At 52.8% G+C, this 21,603-nt stretch carries 19 protein-coding genes; 11 read left to right on the top strand and 8 right to left on the bottom strand.

Annotated features, from left to right (window positions below; translation table 11 throughout):
• Positions 1-17 precede the first annotated feature (17 nt).
• Genes JFT81_RS16345 through JFT81_RS16325 form a run of 5 tightly spaced genes read right to left on the bottom strand, consistent with a single transcriptional unit; the run spans position 18 to position 2,973 of the window.
• Positions 18-512 carry a hypothetical protein gene (locus tag JFT81_RS16345; protein ID WP_201228129.1) on the bottom strand — a complete coding sequence of 165 codons (495 nt, stop codon included), beginning with the start codon at positions 510-512 and terminating at the stop codon, positions 18-20.
• Positions 512-847, bottom strand: a complete 336-nt coding sequence (locus tag JFT81_RS16340) for a hypothetical protein (RefSeq protein WP_201228128.1) — start codon at positions 845-847, stop codon at positions 512-514. The genes JFT81_RS16345 and JFT81_RS16340 overlap by 1 nt, the downstream gene beginning before the upstream one ends.
• 32 nt (positions 848-879) lie before the next feature.
• Positions 880-1,629, bottom strand: a complete 750-nt coding sequence (locus JFT81_RS16335) for a hypothetical protein (protein WP_201228127.1) — start codon at positions 1,627-1,629, stop codon at positions 880-882.
• Between the two features lie 17 nt (positions 1,630-1,646).
• Positions 1,647-2,369: a StbB family protein gene (gene stbB, locus JFT81_RS16330; protein WP_109634050.1), complete on the bottom strand. Its 723-nt coding sequence runs from the start codon at positions 2,367-2,369 to the stop codon at positions 1,647-1,649.
• 28 nt (positions 2,370-2,397) lie between these two features.
• A complete protein-coding gene (locus JFT81_RS16325; protein WP_201228126.1) occupies positions 2,398-2,973 on the bottom strand; it encodes a hypothetical protein in 576 nt (191 codons plus the stop codon).
• A gap of 343 nt (positions 2,974-3,316) precedes the next feature.
• Between JFT81_RS16325 and JFT81_RS16320 the strand changes: the two genes are divergently transcribed.
• The 4 genes from JFT81_RS16320 to JFT81_RS16305 are packed head-to-tail and all read left to right on the top strand — an operon-like array spanning position 3,317 to position 9,279.
• Positions 3,317-3,751: a hypothetical protein gene (locus tag JFT81_RS16320; RefSeq protein ID WP_101156001.1), complete on the top strand. Its 435-nt coding sequence runs from the start codon at positions 3,317-3,319 to the stop codon at positions 3,749-3,751.
• Positions 3,748-8,640, top strand: a complete 4,893-nt coding sequence (mobF, locus tag JFT81_RS16315; protein WP_201228125.1) for a MobF family relaxase — start codon at positions 3,748-3,750, stop codon at positions 8,638-8,640. Before JFT81_RS16320 ends, mobF begins: the two co-directional genes overlap by 4 nt.
• Positions 8,640-9,077, top strand: a complete 438-nt coding sequence (locus tag JFT81_RS16310; protein ID WP_201228124.1) for a hypothetical protein — start codon at positions 8,640-8,642, stop codon at positions 9,075-9,077. The genes mobF and JFT81_RS16310 overlap by 1 nt, the downstream gene beginning before the upstream one ends.
• Positions 9,070-9,279, top strand: a complete 210-nt coding sequence (locus tag JFT81_RS16305) for a hypothetical protein (RefSeq protein ID WP_201228123.1) — start codon at positions 9,070-9,072, stop codon at positions 9,277-9,279. The genes JFT81_RS16310 and JFT81_RS16305 overlap by 8 nt, the downstream gene beginning before the upstream one ends.
• A gap of 227 nt (positions 9,280-9,506) precedes the next feature.
• Here JFT81_RS16305 and JFT81_RS16300 read toward each other — a convergent pair whose 3' ends face one another.
• Positions 9,507-10,862 carry a hypothetical protein gene (locus JFT81_RS16300; RefSeq protein ID WP_201228122.1) on the bottom strand — a complete coding sequence of 452 codons (1,356 nt, stop codon included), beginning with the start codon at positions 10,860-10,862 and terminating at the stop codon, positions 9,507-9,509.
• 295 nt (positions 10,863-11,157) lie between these two features.
• Here JFT81_RS16300 and JFT81_RS16295 point away from each other — a divergent pair, with 295 nt between their 5' ends.
• The 7 genes from JFT81_RS16295 (at position 11,158) to JFT81_RS16265 (ending at position 18,573) form a co-directional block, all read left to right on the top strand.
• Positions 11,158-12,885, top strand: coding sequence for an ATP-binding protein (locus tag JFT81_RS16295; protein ID WP_201228121.1), 1,728 nt, complete (start codon positions 11,158-11,160; stop codon positions 12,883-12,885).
• The gene (locus tag JFT81_RS16290) at positions 12,878-14,317 is read left to right on the top strand and encodes a UvrD-helicase domain-containing protein (RefSeq protein ID WP_201228120.1); all 1,440 of its coding nucleotides are present in this window, start codon (positions 12,878-12,880) and stop codon (positions 14,315-14,317) included. Before JFT81_RS16295 ends, JFT81_RS16290 begins: the two co-directional genes overlap by 8 nt.
• A gap of 329 nt (positions 14,318-14,646) precedes the next feature.
• Entirely contained in the window at positions 14,647-15,237 is a 591-nt protein-coding gene (locus JFT81_RS16285) for a hypothetical protein (RefSeq protein ID WP_201228119.1), read from the top strand.
• 196 nt (positions 15,238-15,433) lie between these two features.
• Positions 15,434-16,918 (top strand): hypothetical protein, encoded by a 1,485-nt coding sequence (locus JFT81_RS16280; protein ID WP_201228118.1) that lies wholly within the window; start codon positions 15,434-15,436, stop codon positions 16,916-16,918.
• A 52-nt stretch (positions 16,919-16,970) separates the two neighbouring features.
• Positions 16,971-17,384, top strand: a complete 414-nt coding sequence (locus JFT81_RS16275) for a hypothetical protein (protein ID WP_201228117.1) — start codon at positions 16,971-16,973, stop codon at positions 17,382-17,384.
• Between the two features lie 15 nt (positions 17,385-17,399).
• Complete coding sequence (locus JFT81_RS16270; protein WP_201228116.1) at positions 17,400-17,738, top strand: hypothetical protein; 339 nt, start codon at positions 17,400-17,402, stop codon at positions 17,736-17,738.
• Positions 17,739-18,126: 388 nt separating this feature from the next.
• A complete protein-coding gene (locus JFT81_RS16265) occupies positions 18,127-18,573 on the top strand; it encodes a helix-turn-helix transcriptional regulator (RefSeq protein ID WP_201228115.1) in 447 nt (148 codons plus the stop codon).
• A gap of 119 nt (positions 18,574-18,692) precedes the next feature.
• On the opposite strand, the gene JFT81_RS16260 is transcribed toward JFT81_RS16265, so the two are convergent.
• Both JFT81_RS16260 and JFT81_RS16255 read right to left on the bottom strand, forming a co-directional pair.
• A complete protein-coding gene (locus JFT81_RS16260; RefSeq protein WP_201228114.1) occupies positions 18,693-19,493 on the bottom strand; it encodes a DNA translocase FtsK in 801 nt (266 codons plus the stop codon).
• A gap of 263 nt (positions 19,494-19,756) precedes the next feature.
• On the bottom strand, positions 19,757-21,181 hold the full coding sequence (locus JFT81_RS16255) for an integrase family protein (RefSeq protein WP_201228113.1): 1,425 nt from the start codon (positions 21,179-21,181) through the stop codon (positions 19,757-19,759).
• Positions 21,182-21,603 lie beyond the last annotated feature (422 nt).

Genomic DNA, 21,603 nt, shown 5'->3' with positions numbered 1-21,603 from the left:
TCAGGTGAGCCACCCTTTCACTTCGCTTGCTTAGTTTCGTTCGCCGCCGCAGCAATTTGAGCGCTCTCGATTACCAGCGCCCGCGATGCATCAGCAATTTTTGCTCGGGTGTCCGCATTGCGGACCCGTTGCTCAAAATGACGCAATTGCGGCATCCGGCCAGTTGTTTCTGTCTGAATCAGGTCCGATTTCATTGCATCTAGAAAACTGTTCAGGCTCGGATAAAACTTCAGGCTGCTGACGTCAGGTGGAGTGCCAGTTGCCAAGGCCAGACGAAGAGCGCGATTCTCCGTTTCGAGCAGTGCGATCCTGAAATCAGCGGCGATTAATCCAACGTGCATTGCCGCTTGGCCGGACTGCTTCAGGTCATACAAACCGAGCATGTCTTGGTCACGAGACTGAAACTGAGGCTCGCTCAATCCAGGTAGGCAATCTTCAAGAGGGCAAGCGCCCACTTGGCCCGTGAACACTGCGACCAGTGCCGATGCTGCAATGAGGGTTCTGTTGTCCATTACATTGATCTCCTGGCGTGTTCGCCCTGTTTTTCCTGATTGACCTGCTGATCAGTCAGCTTTTTTTGCTCATCCTGGACCACCTCCTGGGCATCTTTGCGCTGCTCGGCCTGGGATGTTGGAGCGTTGTCCCGCTGCTGATGTTGCTTATGCAGTTCTTCCATGCGCGGATCCTTGGCCAGTTTTTCCAGACCATCAAGGTCCCGTCCCTCAAGGCGTTTGAACTCTTCGCGCTCCTCGTGTCGTGCACGGATAAAAGCCTCCGCGTCACTGCCGAGCAGGCTCACCTTCTTTTTTCGGGCACGAAAATCCCCATCATCGCTATGGTTAGACATGCGACTTCTCCGTCAGTAGTAGTGGTTGCGCGCTAGCGCTGTTGGTTGGTGTGGGTTTGTTGGTTGAGGTGTTGGCTGGCCATCGGCACCAGGACGCTGAGCGAAACGACGACGCCGATCACCAGGCCTGCGCAAAAGTCGATCAAGCGAGTCTTACTCGCTCGCTGACTCGCGGCGGCAAAGTCGGCGGTCATCTGGCGAAAGGCCTTGTCTTTGTTCTGTTCGAAGTACGTCAGTCGCTCTGTCAGTGCAGTCGATTTAACTTTCTCTGTGTCGAGTTGGCCACGCAGTTGGTTGCGCTCTGCGAAGTAGTTAGCAGAGCTCTCGCCTAGCTGCGCCATCGCCGCTTTAACGCGCCCAGTTAGGTCATTGATGGCGACCTCAATCGCTTCCTGCTCAACTTGAAGCTTTGCATCGATGATCGCATCAGCTAGCACCTGAGCAATCCCCTCGCGCAGTGAGGCTCGGAAGTCGATCTCATCGGCCGGCTTGAGCAAACGACCTGGTAGACCAGCGATCTGCCGGCTGAGGGAGTCGAGCGCTCGCGAGAAGCCATCCAAGTTCATGGTGTCGATTGATGATGCTGCGCCACGGATATTTTCTGCAGCATCGAGCAGTAACTCGGCAATTCCCTTCTGCTCGCCAGAGCCGTGCAGGGATCGATCGACGGCTGCCATCTGATTTGCTGTTGCCTCGAAACGATCAGCCAACTCGAAGTGATCGCGGAAGAGCTCGCGCAGCATCAGTTGCTCCCGTGTGAGAGCAGCTTCGCTGACATTCATCGGGAGCGCACTCATCGTCAGGCCCCAACCGTCGAAGTCAGCAGTTCGAAAACATGCTGCAACTGTCGATCCATCGATTTGGACTGCTTGGTGATGGCCAGCATGTCCATGGCACGACGCCAAGCCTTCTTATCGTCGGAGCGAGTTGCTGCCTTCAACTCGGCCTTGTAATCGGTGATATCACTCAGTGCTTGGACGATGTTCATTTTCTTATCCGAGAGCAGGGCGAAAAGCTCCGACTCAGGGACAACGCATGCCGGATTGGCAAACGCCACACCGCTTTTCTTCGCGAAGTTCAGCACATCCGCAAACTCAGCCTCGACGCCATCAACGACGCGGTTGAACACGAACTGAATTTTTTCCGGAGGAACACCGAGAGCGCTGAGCATGTGGGCCGTTTTCATGGCCTCAGTGCGTTCCTTGGTATCAGAAGTGCAGGGGATGACGAACAGATCGATTTCATCGTGGCCATCCTCGAAACGGGAAAGGCCGACCAGGAAATCTTCGATGTTCGATGCGCCAACATCCAGAATCAAATCGTCGGCGGAAGCAAGTTCCGCATAGATCCGGGCGAACTGCTCGCCCTTCAGTTGCTCAACGGCAGCGCCAAGATCACCACCCGCGGCGTTGATCGTTTCTACTGCCAAGATCTTCGCTTCCGGCATACGCGGCGCGAACAGGTTTACTGAGAGGGTGGTCTTACCTTGGTTGCCGCCAAGGTTGACGAGTGCTACGCGCATTTTTCTCTTCCTTTCGTTATTGTCCCGACTACTCGTCGGTCCGGTACTTATCTGGGTCAAGTTGACCTGTCATCGCTCGGAGATCACCAGGGGTAAGAGGTGGTTTCTTTGCTGACGACTCGGCAGGTTTGACTTCTTTAGTGTTTCTCTCAGCCTTTGCTGGAGGCGTTAAACCCACATCAGGGGTGTTCTTGCTTATCACGTCAGGGTGTAGTTCCCGCCCTAAATCAGGGTCGGCACCTGTTGTGCGGACGTTTGCCAAGAATTCTCGATACTCGCGGGCCAGAAATTTCTGTATGAATTTGCGCAGGCTGTTGTAGCTGACAACGATTCCTGCCCTTTCCAGCATTTCTTGTTGCTGGGTAATCGGAGTACCCAGGCGGGTTGCCTCACGCAAGATTTCGATTCGTGGCAACAAGGCCTTGGTGACACTCCCTCTCACGTTCTTCTGGCCGCTACCAGATTCGGCGGCAGCCTTCATACGCTCCAGCTCGGCTTTCAACGCCGCTGTTTTCCGATCGGCCTCCTGCTGCTGCATCCGGATCCACTCCAGCTCGTCTTGCTCATCACGGGCGCGCTCTGCGTCTGTGCGTCGGTCATACATGGCGATCCCCTTGGGTTTCTGAGTTTGTTGAAAACTGATTGTTAACTCTACCAAAGGGCTCGCCTTAAAGTGGCTGTTTGTTGCAAACAAGATGCAAACGTCAGTCACTTGAGGTCTAGAATAGTTGCAAACTAATGCGAGTCAAGCAAAACTTGCACAAAGAGCTGCGAAATGCTTGTATATAAAAGCGATTTGATAACACATCTGCACCCTTCGGGTGCTTCGCGTCGGCCCGGATTCCGCGCAGTTCGCGGACTCCAAGCCGTAAAGCCAACAAAGCAAAAGCAAGGTACGCCGGCTAAAGCCGTCTACCTGAGAAGCGTTCTCAGAAGGGAAAAGGAAAATGGCGCGGAAAAAGGCTGGGGCAAAGACTTCGACCCAGTACCTGAATGAAGTTGCAGCGGTGCGCTTGGAGCGCCTTTCGGCACGCTTGGACGTTGCTCAAGGCCGCGTACTCGATGCCCTCATGTCCCAGCGTACAGACGAAGAGATCGCGGGCTTCCTAGAGGCGCAGCGCTTCTGCGCCGAGCCGTCTCGTCCGGTACCTGTTCTGCTCGATGGCCCGGTTGTGGCTTCAATTGCCGGCGCAATTACCCAATCCGTTTCTTCCCTTCTGGGCTCTGCTCTTCCTGATCTGCTGTTGCAGGTTCTCGCCAGCCAGGCCGAGCGCCGGCCTGAACTGCTCGCCGGCACCATCGAGCCGATGCTCAATCGACTCGTGCCGATGGTTATGGATCGCCTCATTGCCGAGCAGACAGGCATGGAGATTGAGCGATGAGTCACTACGGGATGAGCAACCAGAAGACCACGGCCGGTAATTTTGCGGCCAAGGCTTCCTACTTCGAAAAGAAGCTGAAGGAGCTCCAGGCCTTACGTGAGAAGCGCATTGATCTCGGCGCAGAGCGTGGCGTGACAGATGAGGTCATGGCTGCCGAACTGGCGAAAGTCGACGCCGAGATCGCCGCTATCGTCAGTCAGGTGGAGGGCGACCAGGGCACAGGGCGAGAGGACTACTACCACAAGTCCGGCAACGACACTTTGGCATCGGGTATTGCAGGCCCGTTGGCCAACAAGCTGGGCCTCGGTGAGCATCCCCAGGACGGTGATTACTTAGCTCTTTTCCGTGGAATCAACCCACGCACCGGAGAGGCGTTCCTTGATGAGAAGCGCGAAAAGGCCATCGACAAGGCTATTCAGGAAGCTGAATCGAAGAAGGCAAACCTGTCCTCGAAAAAGCAACTCGACGCCGGCGACCTGGAACGACTGGAGAAGGACGGGAAAGAAAAATCGGCAAAGGATCCTGTTCTGGGCTTCAGCTCGTGTGTGAGCCTGCAGAAGTCCATCAGCATCTACTGGGCACAGGCTGACGACCAAACCCGTCGCGTGATCCAGGAATGCATGATGGGGGCTGTGAACGATGCGATCGAGCGCGAGCACCGTACTGGCCGGATTCGCGGACGTGAAGGCGCTCAGGGCGCAGAATCTGTAACCGGCGAGTGCGTCACTCTGACATATGCCCATTGCACAGCACGTCGCGCACCCGGCCAGGACTTTCCTGATCCTCAGCTTCACGTACACCTGGAACGGCCGAATTTCGTTCGCACCGTCGACGGCAAGTTCCTGACCCTCGATGCGGGATGGTTGTACAAGAGCCAAAAGGAGTTTGGTGCAGTCGTCGACGTGGCCTTCTATCAGCGTCTCCAGGCACGCCTCCCCGAGTTGGCTTCTGCGATGGTCGTTGATTGGAGCGGGCATGGCCTGCGTCTCAACGATGCTTCAGTTTCGAAGGAACTCGTCGCCGAGTTTTCCAAGCGCAGCGAGCAGATCCAGGCAGAGAAAAAGACTATGGCCACCTCTGGCCAAGCTGCAGCTCAGGCTATCGCCGTCCGAAGCCGCGATGCGAAGGACATCGAGCTAGGTGACAGCTTGGATGGTCATTGGCGCGAAGCGATTCCCACTGTCGAGCTGAAGGCATCAACCGCCAAAGATCTCCAGGCACCGAGTCTCGCTGAGCTGCAGCGCATGGTGTTCCGCGGATCCACCGTGATCGATGAATTCGCGATCGATTCCGCGGCCGCGCACCTGACCATTGGCAAAGGTGGCCTTGAAGAAATCGAAGCAACCAAGTCGGAGATTTACAAACAACTCGGCATCATCGAAATTCCCCAGCAGCCGGACGAAAACGGCCGCATGCCGCCGAAGCGCTACACGACGAAGGAACTCTTCACCCTTGAAGCCGACTGCGTAAAGGCGGTGCATGCTGGTCTCGATGATCCGAGTTGGAATGTTGATCGTGCCTTTGTTGACCAGGTGATTGACGACTATGAGAAGGAAAAACAGGCGGCCCAGAAGCCAGGCGAAAAGCCTTTTCGGCTCACTCAGGAGCAGCGCCAAGCTGCCTACGATCTGACTGGGCCAGGTCAATACACATTCTTTAAGGGGGCCGCTGGCGTTGGTAAGTCTTCCACTCTGGCGCCGACCTTCCGCGTATACGCCGAAGTTTTCAAGGCGCAGGGGCGCCGTGTAATTGGCGTTGCGCCTGCAAACAAGCAGGCAACGGAGCTGGCTAAGTCGACCGGTATTCAGGCCCAGACTGTCCATTCACTACTGATCAAGCACCAGAACGCGCTTGCCGCGCAGCAGGCTGGGCAGCGTTTCAAACAGCAGGATCTCATCGGACGCGGCGATATCGTCGTGTGCGACGAAGCCGGCATGCTGGACACCTACCAGATGCATAACCTGGTGGTGGCTTGTCACCAGGCAGGCGCCCGCCTGATCTGCGTTGGTGATAGAAACCAGCATGACGCAGTGGAGACCGCCGCATTGTTCGGCCTTCTGCACGACGTTGTTGGGGATCGCTGCGCCAAGATCGAAACGATCGCCCGCCAAGTCGACCAGTTCAGGCCTACTGCTCAGGCCCTTTATGAAGGCAAGGTGAGCGATGCGGTCCGCCACATGCAGCGCGATGATCAGGTCAAGGTTTTCGCTGACGGCGTGAACGAAGCTGACGAGTTGGTTGGCGATGTTTTCGCTGACATGAAAGCTGGCCTGCCAGGGAAGGATAGCGTTGTCCGTGAGTTGGACTGGTCCCAGATTCTTGTCCTCACTGATACGAACGAACAGGTACGGGCGCTCAACGACAAAATTCGTGATGCCCGATTCGCTCGTGGTGAATTGAGTGCTGTAGGCAGCGTAAGCATCGAAACCGAGGTACTGCCCGGCGAGCGATTCACGATTCAGGTTGCGATTGGTGACCGCCTGCTTTTGCGCAAAACGGCCAAGGACTCTCAGAATGAACCGATCTACAACGGGGACCTTGGCACCGTGCTGGGTATTGAGCGAGTCACCCGCGAAGTCGACGGTGAGCGGATCGAGGACATTCTGTTCACGATCACCCGGGACGATGGGAGGACGGTCAAGATCAATGCCAGTGAATACGAGTCGCTGCAGCACGGCTATGCGATGACCGGCCATAAAGCGCAGGGCATGACTGTTATGCAGTCTTACTACCTGCCGTCATCCTACGCTTCTCTGCAGGCTTGGTATGTCGCCTATACCCGCGGAATCCACGGGTGCAAAACGTACCTGAGTGAAGCCAACTGGCTCCCATTCAAGAAGTCGACGGCGGAATTCGTCTATAAAGAGAACGCTCTCGACCTGATGCCTCAGGCTCGCGAAGCTATTCGCGCATCCGTGCACACCGGCCAGCCGTTCAGGCTGACCCCTCAGAAACTTTCCGTCCTCGATCGTCTCCAGGGGGGCTCTCCACTTTTCCAGTTCCCCGGCCAGGCGAAGGAACAGCCCCAAGAACAACCCCGCCAGTCCGTTACCGTCCTGCCGCCCGTAGAGGTTGAGATCGAGCACGCCAAGGCCTTCGGCGCTGAAATCGTCGACTTTCGCATCGACGAACAGACCTGGCCGGCTGATGCCCGCCGCGTTGCCGTTGTAGCTGCAGAAAACCCCGCTCCAGGTGCAGAAGTTGCGCGATGGACAAACCCCGGCTCATCCGTTCCCCCAGAGCAGCGCCGCGACCTTTGCGAAACGCTCCAGGGAATGACGACCGCCTTATTCACCACGAAGCTGAAACTGATCAAGCCTGAGCCTCAGGAGGCCCGCTATGTCCGAATTGATCCTGTCCGACCTGCCACCCTTGCCGGCCTCGGCCGATACCCCCGCGTTGATGGACGACCTGTCGCCGCCGCCGATGGAGTTTCCCGACCCGAATCCCGAGCCGGCGCCGCAGGCCAGCGAGTCGCCGGCAGCCTCGGCCAATTTGACCGCGCCGCCGGCGCCGGTGACGCAGCAAACGAAGAAGCCTTCTCCCGTCCGCTCGGCAACATTAAACGCCCTGCAGGGCGAGCTCCCTCAGACTGTCTGCGTACGTTGTCCACATGCGATCTGGCAGCAGGTCCCGGAAGGGGACGTGAGGGTGTATTGCCCGATAACACACTCGCTGATCGACAGCCTCTTGGTCGAGTGCGACGGCAGGTTCCTAGTACTGCTTTAGCACGCTCGATGAAATACGACAAAGCATCAGACGCCCGCGAAGTCGCCGCGATGAAACGCGACGTTGACCTGACCGACTACGCTGCTCACCTGGGCATGGAGTACGACAAGAAGGCCTCGTACAAAGGACATGCTGTTTTCCGCCACGGCTCAGGGAAATACGACATTTACCAAGCCGCTGATGACAATTGGGTCTGGCATGACCGCCACTCGGGCAAGAGCGGTGACATCTTCAAGCTCTATCAGGAAGCCAGTGGCGGCACCTTCATCCAGGCCAAGGACGATATTCGTGCGTTTCAGGGAGGCGTTCTGCCTTCGCTGGGTAAATCAGCGGAAGAGCAGGCCCGTATTGATCGGGCACGCGAAGAGTCGCGACAGAGGAAGGAACGCGAGCGCCTAGAGACAATCGCAACCAGCACGGAAAACCACTACCGCACTTTCGGTTTCATGTCTCGCCGTGATAGCTATCTGAGCCAAGAGCGAGGTATCTCGTCCGAAGTGTTGGCCGAAACGCGCTGGCGTACGAGCCGGCATGGCTCCGCTGTGTTTCCTCACATTGATGCTAATGCCAAGTTCTGCGGGTATGAGTACCGCGGCGCTCAGGTTATCAATGGCGAACGACGTGAGTTCAAGGGTTTTACGACAGAAACTGAAAAAGGTGTCTACCTCGCCAACCCGAAATGCGCGAACCCCACCGAAATCCGCTTCAGCGAGGGTGGTGTCGACACCCTGAGCACCTACCAGTTGGCTAGCCCAGAAGAGCGGCAGCGGATACTGTTCATCGGCACTACTGGCGAACCTGGTCCAAACACTGAGGCGGCAATCATCGCCTTGGCCGAGCGCTATAAAATCCAGCGCTTTTCGCTTGCTTATGATCGCGACCGAGGCGGCGATAGCCTTACGGTGAAGCGTCATGCTCGACTCGTCAGCCAGTTCGCTGGTGCGCAGATCGAGGATGTTCGCGAGCGTGTTGGTCTGCAGCTTGGCGAAGATCCCAACGAAGCCCTGAAGCGTATCGAAGCGATGAGCGCCCAGCGAGAAGTGCAGAATTCTGAAACCATTGCTCCGGCAGAACCGACAACAAGGCCGGCTGCCCAGCCAGAAACCCAACTTTCGTATGAAGAAGGTGAAGCAACTTATAGCCACAGGAGATCGATCTAATGTCTAGGGATCATGAAAAATTCCTTAATCAGATCCAAGCTCTTGGCAAGCAGATGCTTGCTTTAGAGATCTCCAATCTCGAGGTCCAACTTGAACAGCTTCGCGCTTCGCTTACCAACGAAAACGCAGGTCCTTTCGTACTCATGTTAGCTATCGCTCAGCAAGTGTTGCCGATTAAAGAGGCGTACGTCGTTCCCCATCCGCTATCCGATGAGAAATGCTGGGAGGGAAGTGGTGGTTGGCACCTGGCGCTATTTCTGGAAAACGCCCCTGATGAGATCGGCTTACTCAATCTTTGTAATCGCCTTTTCGACGACGGCCCTCGCTCGGTAGCCAGTCGATTCGAAGTATTCAGCTACATCAAACATGCTGGGTATCTAGGGCAGGCGATGGCCGTCGGCATCCAGATCCCTCTTTTGGAGTTACATCATGACTAAACGCTTGAGCTTCAGCCTGGACCTGAACGCAAATGACCTTGATGCTCTACAGACCGTGCTGGCAAACCCGAGGGCCGTCGCGATGGCTGTTGCACCGAATGATCCGTGGGAGCATGCGCGCATTGTTGATGTGTTGGTGGAAATGGCTGAGAGTGTTGCCACTGCAATGAAGTCAGCAGCGGATTGCGAATCGCTAGGTTAGGTCGCTCTCCGCCGCTACGGCGAGGTTACGTCGCGGAAATCAATTTTCGGTGACGTACCTATGCACCGTGCATAGCTCGCCGTTTGCGTGAATCACTGCAGTCATTGCGTGCATGATGAGTAGCAGATAGCCCGTGCGCATCCTGCATAGCCTCGCCATGCCGTATCAGTTTAGAACACATACCCGGTATATGACTGAGGCTAGGCATTGGCTTCGCTTTAATCTAATTAGCTTAGGCTAAAAGTACTGATGATTTCGCAATCACGACATGTAAGGTAGATACTAATGTCCTTCATCTTAAGGGTGTGCTCCTGCGAGCCACATTCTGGGCAGAAAAGATTGTTATCTCGTTTGTTTGGTTCATCATGCGGTAGTCGATGGCTTAGCACGTCTCTCCAGTACTTGCCCGGGGCTACCTTGAAAGCCGCGTCTACGTCACCGAGATAAAAATCGAAGAATATTTTACTGATTACCGAGCGCGGCGCGTTTATATCTCTGGAGAACTCAAATACTTCGCGTTTTTTTGAAGCATGCGCCTCTGCAAGCGATAGCATTTTGCCAGGAATAGTGTTGGCTGCATGTCTATGGCTTACGTGTTTTTTTTTGTAGAAAAGATGGGCGTTATCAACGGCGTTAGAAGCTAGCGTGTAAAGCTGTGATGTAGAATGAGTTTCGAGAAGCTGCCTAATAATTGCGGGGGTCTTTGTTTCGGCACCAAAACTAACATCTAGGATATTTGCTTTAAGGTGTAGGTATTGGATTACTTCCTCCTGAGGTATTTGGAATAGTATTTCTTTTATCTCTGAGGACCAGTTGCTTGATATGTTTTCATTGAGGTCTTTATTTATTGCGTTGTAAAGCGCCGTGAGCGTTGTTCGATGTTGACCGTCTAGCGTTACGTTTGATAACCACTGGACATTGAATGTATCTGGGTCTTTATTTCTGAGTGAATTGGGTGCTGAGTTAGGATCGATAATGATTGCTTTGCATTTGTAAAGCGATGTTAGCAACTGTTCTGTAAAGCTTGCTGTTGGAGTCAATAAATGATTTTTATGGCTGTGTGTGATGGGAATTATATAATCGAAGCTTTCCGGCGTTTGGCTGCGAAGTAAGCTTATCAATGTAAGCTTGTGTTTGAAATTTAGATTTGCGTACGGTATTGGTGTTACCAATTCGGGGTTGTACTTTTCTTTAATTTTTTTTTGGAACTCCAGTTCGCGTTGTACTTCCGCTTCTTTCCGCTTTAATTGGCATGGTTTACAGTTGCAGTGTTTTTTGAAGCGACCGGACTGCGGGTCTTCAAAGTGACCGCAGTCTAAACATTTTATTATATTCTCCTCGGATGCACGTTGGGTTTTATTTTTGCGTTTGCTTGACATGGCGGAGTGGCAATATGGGCATGGTTTGTCATTTAGTATTAGAGGAGGGAATAGGTATATAAGTTGTTTAGCTGTATTTGGAATTCGAAATTCGGCCTGAAGCACGGATATTTTTTCACCAGCGAGATAGCGTGTGTATAGCGCTTCAATCTCCTCCGGATCAAGATGAGCGATTTGTGACGCTAGGGGCGGAAGGTTTCTCATAGAAGTCCAAGTAATATGATTTTAACGAGAGTGCTGGTCGTGGATCCTTGCGGTCCGGTTTCTTCGGGCGAAAAAGGAGCTGAGCTTTCGGCCAACGTCATTGCCATTCTTTCACTACCCGCGCAGTCAACGCCACAGGTTGCCTGCGGCGGTATGTCAGAACGACTCGCCACGGGGGCGAATAGCCGTACGCCTTACCAGGGCCGAGTCGTCTCGGTTAAACAGATCACTAGTAGTTCAGCCGTCATTTGGATACTGTTGAGCAAAATGCCATCAACGGGCATAGGGAAATGTCATGCGCATCGTTTCAGTGAGTATTCAGCATTTTCGCGGGATTGAATCTCTTCATTGGTCACCTGCTCCAGGCATGAACTGTCTGATCGGCCCCGGCGACTCGACAAAAACCTCCATACTTGATGCGATCGAGCATTGTCTAAACCCTAAGCCTTACACGCTGGCAGACGACTGCGATTTCTATAATTTGGACACCTCGAAACCAGTCGACATTATGGTGACGTTGGTAGACCTGCCCACGGCATTCCTGTCTGAAGAGCGTTATGGGATGCAGATGCGAGGGTGGAATGCTGAAACGCTAAAAATTGAAGACGAGCCAAACGAGGGACTGCACTACGCTCTAACGCTGCGGATGACTATTGACGCATCCCTCGAGGCTCGTTGGTCGCTTTATAACGATCGGATAAACGCAGCTGAGAAAGACCCTCCAACCTTGCGTTATAAAGACTGGAAATTGCTGTCCGTTACACGTCTCGGCCCTTATGCAGAGCGACACTTGGCTTGGGGGCGGTCATCTGTATTGACGCGAGTGGGGGAGTCCAACAGCGGGTATTCGCTCCAGCTGGCTGATGCCGGAAGGGCTGCCAGGAAGGCTTTCGGGGACACCAATCAGAACATTTTCAAATCAGTAATCGATCGCGTGAAGATTCTGAGCAGGAAATTTTCCGTACCGGCTAGGGGCGCCTATGCTGCGGCTTTAGACGTAGATGGGGTTAATATCACGGCGGGAGGTATTTCTCTGCATGATGATGGATTACCACTGCGCCTGCTTGGCACCGGTTCCTCCCGATTGATTGTGTCTGCTCTCCAGCATGACGTAGGCCAACAACATATTTCGATGATCGATGAGCTTGAGTTTGGTCTTGAGCCTCATCGAATCGCTAGGTTGCTGAAGCTTCTGAAAACGGCTCCGCTAGGTGAAGGGGCGAGCAAGGCACAGATATTCATCACCACGCACTCACCAGTCGTAATTTGCGAACTGAAGGCAGAGGATATTTTTTCTGTCAGGTCATCTGCCGGTGTTACCGAAGTTAAATCTATATCTGCGGCAGTAAGGAAGCTAGGCACCGCACAACGGCACTTGCGAGGTGCACCAGAAGCGTTCCTCGCCAGACGAATCGTTGTCGGAGAAGGTCGAACAGAGCAAGGCATTGTTCGTGGCCTTGATAACTGCTGGGTTGAACGAGGAATGGACTCATTGGCCGCCCAAGGCGTTGTCGCGGTCAATGGTTCAGGCAAAGACAGTGCGCCGGTGATCGCCGAGCATCTTTGTGACCTCGGTTATGAAGTGTTGATGTTGCTCGACTCCGACGAGCCACCAAACCCTGCAGCAATGGCGAGAGCGCAGGCCAAAGGCGCTAGCTGCCTTCAGTGGCCAGGACAATATTCAACTGAAGAACGCCTGTTTATTGACTTGCCGTGGGGCGGGGTTGAGGCCGCAGTCAAATACGCGAGTGGGTGTGTCAGCGCCGACAGTATCTTGAGTGGTATTAACAAAACACTGAAAGTCATGGGCATCGACCAGATTGGCGACCTAGCCCTGCCACCTTGGAGAGATGAGCCGAATTTCAGACTTGCTTTGGGCAAAACAGCGAAGGAAGAAAGCTGGTTCAAGGACATCACCAGAGGAGAAGGTTTAGGGGAAATAATCGCGAACAATTTTCCTCCCAACGACGTGACGCCCTTCGCGAATATCATTTCCGATCTACGGAAGTGGATCGATGCTTGAGTCGCCTGAGAATACCCTGAGCCTGTACATTTCTGGTTTGGAACGTGCAAGCATTGTGGCCGCGGCGGGGTGTGGAAAAACTGAGCAGATAGCGCGGGCGGTGGCTTGTTCAGGTCAGCGGCGCTTAATTCTCACGCATACACACGCGGGGGTAGATGCGATCACCGCGAGACTTAACAAACTCTCGGTTCCAAGTGACAAGTTCAAGGTCGAGACCATCGCAGGCTGGTGTTTAAGGTTCGCCGCTTCGTTCCCCTTACGCTCAAAAATCAAAGCTATTCGACCGACTACTTCAGCAGAGTGGAATGCAGTCTACGACGCAGCTCTGAGACTCCTTCAGACCGAGGCAGTCGCCGAAATTATTGGTGCTTCCTACGAAGGTTTGTTTGTAGACGAGTACCAAGATTGTTCACCTGTACAGCATCGGGTGGTTTGTCTTTTAGCCAATCAACTTCCCACCTGTATTTTCGGTGACCCACTGCAGGCGATCTTTGATTTCAAAGGGCAGAATCCCGTGAGCTGGGGGACGGAGGTTTATCCCGCGTTCCCGTTGGTAGCCGAGTTAGATACACCATGGCGGTGGAAGGCATCGAACAACACTCCCCTTGCTGATTGGTTACGAGATGTACGCAAAAAACTTGAAGCAGGGATGGCAGTCGATTTGAGGGCTGCTCCAGCATGTGTTGAGTGGTTCGAGCTTCCTGATAATCCTATGTATCAGCAGCCCGTCATCTATGCGCAGTGCCTGAAATCGATATACGACGGTGAGAGCGTTGTTGTCATTGGGAATAGCACCAACGAGGCAAGCCGAGCATCACTAGCGCAAAAGCTATCAAAGAGAGCGTTCTCCACTATTGAAGCAGTCAATTGTAAATCTCTGGTCAAAAATGCAAAAGCAATCGAGGGTGCTGTGGGCGAGCAGCTTTTTGGCGCTTTGCTGAATTTCGCCAGTGAGTGCATGACGGGTACTGACAAAACCCCAATGGAAAAGGCCATCGCCTCTCGCATCAAGGGAGGTCGATGCGGGATGAAATTTTCCCCATTGTTTCCTGCCATTGATTCGCTTATCAGCACCAACACTGGGGACGCAGCGGTAGCGTTCTTGGATGCTCTCAAAGGAATGCCGGGGACATATCTGTTCAGGCGCGAAATGTTTTACGCGATGCGCTCGGCGCTGATTCTGAAGGGGAGCGTGGAGGGGGATACCCTAATGTCCGCGGTCGCGGAGGTGCAGAATAGGCAACGGCATATGGGGCGCAAGCTGCCGCTTCGTTGCATTGGCAGTACGCTTTTAGTGAAAGGGCTTGAGTTCGACCATGCAGTGGTTGTGCAGTCGGCCAATATGTCCGCGAAGGATTGGTATGTGGCCCTGACCAGAGCAACCAGAACCATCAGGATCGTAAGCTCTCATCCTGTTATTCGAGTGGTCTAGGAGCCGTGGCCTGAAGGCGGCTATTTTTTGATCTACCTCCTGCGGTTCAGCCAATGATGCATGTTCAGCGTCACAGACTTTTACCATAGGGTCGGTGCTCCATACATTAGCCGACTCTCTCGCGCAGCTTTCATAAATTCCTCTCAGTAGGAGCTGACTATCTTGTCGTTCATCGGACTTGCACCCACGTCGCCCGCTAGGTCTTCGGCACCGAAAGGCAGCGCTCTCGATAGCGCACACGCAGGCGTCAAGCTCGCTGGTAGTATGCGGCGAGGCTGACGCTTGAGCGTTTCGAGCGTTGTTGATCCTATTTTCCAGAAGGAAACTGCATGCGTTCAGTTGTTGGTTGTAGTGTCGTGCTGGCTTTGGCCACGCTCGCTGGTTGTGCTAACTGGGGGGGCGCCGATAAAGGGCCTGTTGTCGTCGACTATTACGCTGGGACGACCGATCTTTCTGGCTATCCCGGTATGGGGATTGGGGCAGGCAATGTGCTTTACGGCAATGCCGGCGCCGCAGAGGGTTATCGATATCAGCCTCTTGAAGTACGGCAATGCAATGCGCAGAAATCCGCGTGTGCGTTGGGCATTGTGAACCTTGTCAGTCAGATCCAGATACTTTCGGTCGGCGATACAGTTGCGAAGCTTCGGGTCGACCTTAATTACCAGGTTGGTGCTGAGGGGCGCCGGGAGTGGCCAGAGAACACCTATGTTGAAAAGCTTTCCGTACCTGAGATCATCAACGATAAGGGCACGGTTTCGCGAACTGCTGAGGTTCCCTACGGCGAAGTTCGGCACATTGAACTGCCTTATGGGGTGAGCCTTACACTATGTGTCTCTCCGCCGGGTGTATCGAACATGAATACCAGGCCATGCGCAGGGCAGCTGAAAGTGAAGGATACAACCGGCGTTCCGGTGTTTTAACTGACGAAAACAGCCCCGACATGTCGGGGCCGAGCCAATAGATGAGCGTGCATTTTCGCGTCCGCGAAATCGAGGGAACGAAGGTATGGTAAATAGCCGACCAACGGATGCTCTGATCAGTCTGCAAAGCGAGGTGCGCTGAGATATACCCACGCATCAACCTTCTAGTTAATGATCTAAATAGCAAGGAGTGATAATGCAACAGATCAACAAGGAACGATTAAAGCAAGAAATTGGGGCTGGTTTTAAGCCGCTCGCTCTAGACGTTGGGTTATCAGCTCTTCCATATGATGAACTAGGCGATCGTGACTTTGAGAATTTAATTTATTGTCTTGTGAATTCGGAGATAACGCTAGGCGAGTATGGGGCTTTTGATAATGTCATGTTAATGCAGGGCGTCGGCGAGAGAGGGCGAGACTGCGTTTTATACACATCTCAAAAAGTTTCAGGAACAATTCAATGTAAAAAAATGAAAGCAAGGCTTTCTCGCCCAGCGCTAATCAAAGAACTCGTTAAGTTTCTGTTGTTCACTATTCTTGATAAAGATTTGATGCCGGGTGACACCTGCTTTGAATATCACTGTTACGCATCTGGCGGTTTCAGCGAGCCAGCTCTTAAATTGGCGTCATCATTTACAAGCGAAATAGAACTTGAGATATCTGACGGGCGCCTAGCTGAATATTTAAAACAAGTTTCCGACGACTTTGAGTCTTTCAGTGATTTTAGAAATACTCCTCCATTCGACTTAATAAATCAAGCCCTTCGAAAAATCGTTTTCAAAACATTCGATGGGACATCTATCAATGCAAGGCTGGCCCAAAAAAGCAGCGTGCTTTCTTCATTTTTTCAAGTCCATTTAGTAGTCGAGCATGAGGCTGTAAAAAGCTATTTTAGACAGGAGTTCGAAAGCGCTGGGTTAAATTTTCTAACTGATGAAAATTTGAAATCCCTCCACTCTCGCCTTATGTCCACAACAAAAGACTCTAGGGTGGCACTCGGCTCTGTTGATCTTTATGGCTACAATATGGAATTTCTTAAGTACCTAAAGAATGATGGGTTCTCTGAACTCATCAAAAAAACAACTGATTTGCGAACCTTCTTAGATGCCGGCCTGACTAAATATCTGGCGGACAAAATAGGCCGAATGGTGTACAGCGAAATTACCGTTCCGTTTGTATTTGAAGAGGTAGTTCTTCCTTTCACCACAAGCGTGGTAATGCAATACTTACTGCGCCTAGCTCTACCGAAAATATCTGAAGGAGCAATCCCCGAGAAAGCATTTCTCAAGATGTATCCGACAGCTAAAAATAGTCCTGAGGAGGTTTTAAAAATAGTCGCAGAAGATAGTCTCTTGAGCCAAAGAATGGTAACGAGAGGCGACTACAGTCGCTTTCCTGATCCAGATCCTGATCGAGAGAAGCGTCTATGGTTATTCGAGTCTTTGAGGGCAGGTTGCAGTGTGGAAGACCTTGAGGCGAGGTTTTGGAAGGACATGGAGAAAATTAGGCGAGTAGTCAGCTCAATTTCTTCAGAAATTGCGGAAGAATTTAGCGGAACAAGAACTGTAATAATCAAAGATTCAGCTTTCCTGTCTGATCCGGTTGAAATGAAGCGGGTTATTGAGAACATGAAAATATTGAATGAAATTCCAGGCTCAGAGTCCTCTACTGCAAAATCGTAACGATCAAACTGATCTTCAAAAAAGATGAAGTCATTCAGTGATAGGAACGCTAATGAGTAAAGATCCACAACACATCGAGCTAATGCGAATGGTCGACAACCTGTTAGCAGCGGTGGAGTCGTTAAATGGCTGTTTCGAAGATCATGAGGCTGCAAACGTGGATGGCCGTTTAGCCGCCGCCCGAGCAGTACTCCGGATTTCATCGAATGAAGCTCGCGCCGTAGTCGAGCGTCAACGCGCTGGCAGTGAAGTCTGCGAGTCGACGAAGCGCAGTAAACCTTCACAAGCGGAGGTGCTAAAAATCGCAACTGAGGCCCTCGAGTGGCAGGCCGCGAAGCAAAATGCAAATGGTGATGCACAAGGAGCGACTCAGTCAGCCGAGAATGCAAGATTGCTGCGCGAGGAGGCTGGGGAGAGAAGCGTTATTGATCGCAGAAATGCCATGAAATTGGTTAGCACCGACTAGTTAAGGAGAGGTTTTATGGATCTTGAGACATGCCTTCGTCAGCTCGCCGGCGCGGGTGTAGGCTTCACGGTGAAACATATCAGCCCAAGCGGTGAAGTGACGGCTGAAATTGAGGCTGCGGACGTAGTGCGTTACTGCGCAGATCCAGACGCATTTTGGGGGGATCGCTATGGAGTGACCCCGCGCCAGTACCGGCTCTGGCATGACAGCAAATATGCGGTAGCTTGTTCTGGTTACACCGTTCGTGACGAACCCTGCAAGGCGATTGTGACCGGTGGATCGCTCGTAGATACACCTTACAAATGGGTAGCCCTGCAAGGTCATTATTGTCACGTTCATGAGAATGGACGTTAGTGACGTCACGACCCCCCGCCTACTTTCTTCGTGCAATAAAGGCACCATTGCATGAGCGTAGGTGCCGCTGATCTCGCGGCAAAAGAGCGAGTGCGCGAACTGATGGCGTGTGCCTACGCAGAGACCGGACTGTGTTCGTTATGCTGTGAATTGCACTCCGCTAGACACCTGTTTGTATTCGAGCAGACCAGTAATTTTGCGTTCGATCTGACCACCGAATGCATCAGATTGATCAGCACGCTTCGTAGCCATGACCGGCAGAGAACTGCCCATAGGTGCTGGTGGTGACAGGCAGAAATCGACCCAAACCGGCCTTCCCCGATTCTCCCGATCACTAATCTTCGCCAAGTACTGGTAGCATCCCGCCTCAGGAACATGAGGAGGCGGGATGCCAACAAAGCATTCATTAGCAGAGATAATAGAACGCTTGCACGCTAACCAACGAGGATTCAAGGAGGCTCTGCATGGTGTGCAGAGCATCGTTGAAAAATTTGGTAACGAAGAAGCTGTCGAGCGCATTCGGGCCACGTTAAAGGCTGTTCAGGACATCACTTCAGAAATCGATGATGCTTATACACGGGCAAGCGTGACCAGGCAGGCCTCTAGGGAAGCGGTCGTAAAAGGCCCAAGCACTATTGGCAGTCGGTTACGTGAGGAGCGGGTCAAGCTGAAGATGACCCAACAACATTTTGGAGCCGTTGGCGGTGTAAATCTCGACGCTCAGTATAAATATGAGCGAGGAGTGCGAATCCCTAAAGCTGATTATTTGGCGAACATACATTCGTTGGGCGCAGACATTCTTTACATTACTACGGGCAGTCGTTCAGCGAGTTAAATCGATTCGCAGGCAAAGCGGCGCGGCATTCTATGAGCGTCCGCTAATGGCCGATTACTGCCTGTCACGAAGGTTTACGAATAAAGAATAAAGCGAAACGGGAACACTCATTGGCCGGTCTATCGCGTCTGGTCAGTAGGTAGATTGACCATCACTCCGATGTTCAACTTAGTTCCAAATCCGCCTACCAATTTCGCCCGAAGCTGGAAACACGAAGTTCCATGGACTCCTTGGGCCGCCATCTGGTCGGCAAAATTCGCAGCCGCATCCCTGGGCAAGTAGCCGACTTTATACCCGTCGATATAGATCGCGCAGGCATTGGAGTCATGGGGGTTTTCAGGCTCAGTCACAATGAAGGCCTCGAAGTTGTTGTCTTCGGCCATGCACGTGGAGCTTCGAATTTTTCGAAGTGCTCCTTGAAAATGTGATTCCCCAACAATGTTGAATCCAAAATCCTTGGTGCCCCTGATTTTTCCGGTGAGCGGCGGAAGGCCAATCTTCTCTGGGCGAGGCATCGACCTATGCCGAAGTGTTTTCTGCTCGACCTCAATGCCCGGATCGGCCAGATCAATCTTGCGGTGGAGAAGGTAGGCGCTGCGTTCCTCTGGGGATAGCAAATGTCGTGCGCCGGCCGCACTCAATGACGATACGACTCCGTCAAGTTCCATGGCTTCGATGAAGCTAGCTGCGCGGTTGTACCCAATTTTGAGTTGCTTTTGGATTCCGCTTATCGAAGTCTGCTTGGACTCAAGAACGAAGTTGATTGCTTGGATGTACATCGGGTCGTCGATATCACTATAAGGTCCACCGAGAGCCGCAAGTAGGTCTGGTAGGTCGGTGCGTGACGGCCCGGATTGAGCAGCAGGCTGATCTAGGGTGTCACTGCGTGACAATCCAAAAAACCTATTGAACCAAGACATTCGATCGACCTTCCGTTGGGTAATGGCGAATGAAACCAAAGACCATTGTTATCCAAGAAACGGACGAAAATCTCTTGAAAAAGAAAAAAACGCTGAAAACGAATTTAACCTCCAGCCCAGGTGCCTTCTAGATTCGAAAGCAGCGTCGCTGTCGCCACCGTCAGCTTTGGGGTTGTGGATTGCGGCCCTTCGTGGCAGGCAGCAATTGGCCGCTCTCTGTCGGTCGTCACTGCGGCGCCTGTTGGTCAAGTCGAATCACAGCGTCAGCTTTTTGTGATCTCCTGAGGCCGCTTTCGGCTGAGCAAAATAACCTTGCCTTGGTCCCACTCTTTCTCCGCATACAAACAGTCTAGGTATCTACCCCATAACTCCAGAGCAGCCTTTTTCTCTGGTAGATAGCTGTATCGATCGTAGTGAATCGATTGAACATCGTTGCGTCCGTGAGATAAAAGCCAGCTACGGATTTCCTTCGTAATTCCAAGTGCAGCCATCAGCGTTTCAGCACTTACCCGAACGTTCGCATAACTGAAATATCGCGTTTTACCGGACCCACTCAAAGCTTTTCCAGCATCACTGAATCGCTTGCCCGCTGTATCCGGACGAATACAACGCCGGCCAATACAAAACGGGCCAGGCCCGATTTTGCTCTCAAACAAAGGCGTCAGAATTTGCTTAATTCTGGCGGTCAGGGGTAGCAGGTGATCCCATGCTTGAGTCTTTTGCCCTTTGCCGTCGGTAAGGTGCAGAAGGTCATCGGACGTATCCTCCCAGGTCACACGGAGCAGTTGCTCCATTCGTTGGCCGCCCAGGTAGATTAAACCTTTGCAGATCGCTATCTCTCGGGGAGGCAGGGTATCCAAGTGACGTAAAAGCTCACCCAACTCTTCTGGCGTCAGGGATTCAGTCTGACCGCCGCGTGTATTAGCAAGGGTAGGGACCTTGGTAGCTGGATTGACCCCGATGTCGAAAACTTTCGAATCACTTACATCTCGATCCAAGGAGAGGTGTGCCTTGCTGCCATAGCTGAATGCAGCCTTTAGATATCGGTGGACGCTGGCGGCTGTTGATCGCATGTCAGTATTGGCCGTTTTCGCTTTGTTCCCGATACCACGACCTTTAGGCTTGCGTGCGAGTAGCGCGCTCATTACTAAATGAATGTCTTCGCCGGTGATGGACTTTGCTGGACGCGTCATCAGATCAGGGTGGTGCTGTATTACGTGAGTTTGAAATAGGCGCTCGACTTCTTTCGCCTTGACCTTGCCGCGAGCGGTCAGATCTTTGACGTATGCATTTAGCAGTTCTTCGAAGCTACCTTGTCGGGTCGCAAGCTGCTGCGCGAGCACTACGGCCTGTCGTTGTGTTTTCTCTGCGGCGGCTCTGGCCGCCAAGTACACCTTAACGTCGCCGTGCTCGGAAGCAATCAATGCCATCTCTGCCGCTTTGTCGCGTAGCTCAGACAGCGCCAGTCCCGGCGCTCTGGCGCTCAAGCGATACTGGCCCAGAGAGATCATCGTATCCTTTGAGTTGAGCCGGTAGCGGAAGTAGGCGCTGATCGCTCCATTTTGGCTACGCTTGAACAAAAGGCTGCCCCGGGAACGGCCAGGCAAACTTTCCGTCATCTTGGATGCTGGCGGCATACCCTTGAGCTTTTGATCGTTCACACTTTTGTCAGCAGTGTTGATGGCCAATTCTAGTCCCCACTTCGGTCCCCACTTCTCATGATGCAGAACGCTACAAGGAGAAACCTCAAGACACAAGCAGAATAGGTAGGCCCTTTAAAAACAGAGAATTGTGATGTTTCAGGAAGCGACCGGAATCAAGCTGACTCACCAAAGCATATGCCTCCTAAGGGGAAGGTTGGCAGTTCGAACCTGCCCTGGGACACCATCTATTGTTGGAATTCCCTTCTTCTATTGCTCGCCGGTCTCAAGATCGCTCGGTCGCGTTATTGCGCGTGCGGTACTTGATTGGCTTTTAACGTCAGTGGATTGTGCGTGTGCCTGTCATGCTTGGGTGGTTTTGAGTCGCACGCTGGTGTCGCGTCTATATATAGGGAGGCTTTTGGGGTGTTTCGATAAAAAGCGAAATTAACGGTTGACGGCAGATTCTG

Source organism: Pseudomonas sp. TH43 (genome assembly GCF_016650635.1).
GTDB lineage: Bacteria > Pseudomonadota > Gammaproteobacteria > Pseudomonadales > Pseudomonadaceae > Aquipseudomonas.
This window is presented reverse-complemented; position numbering and strand designations above follow the sequence as displayed.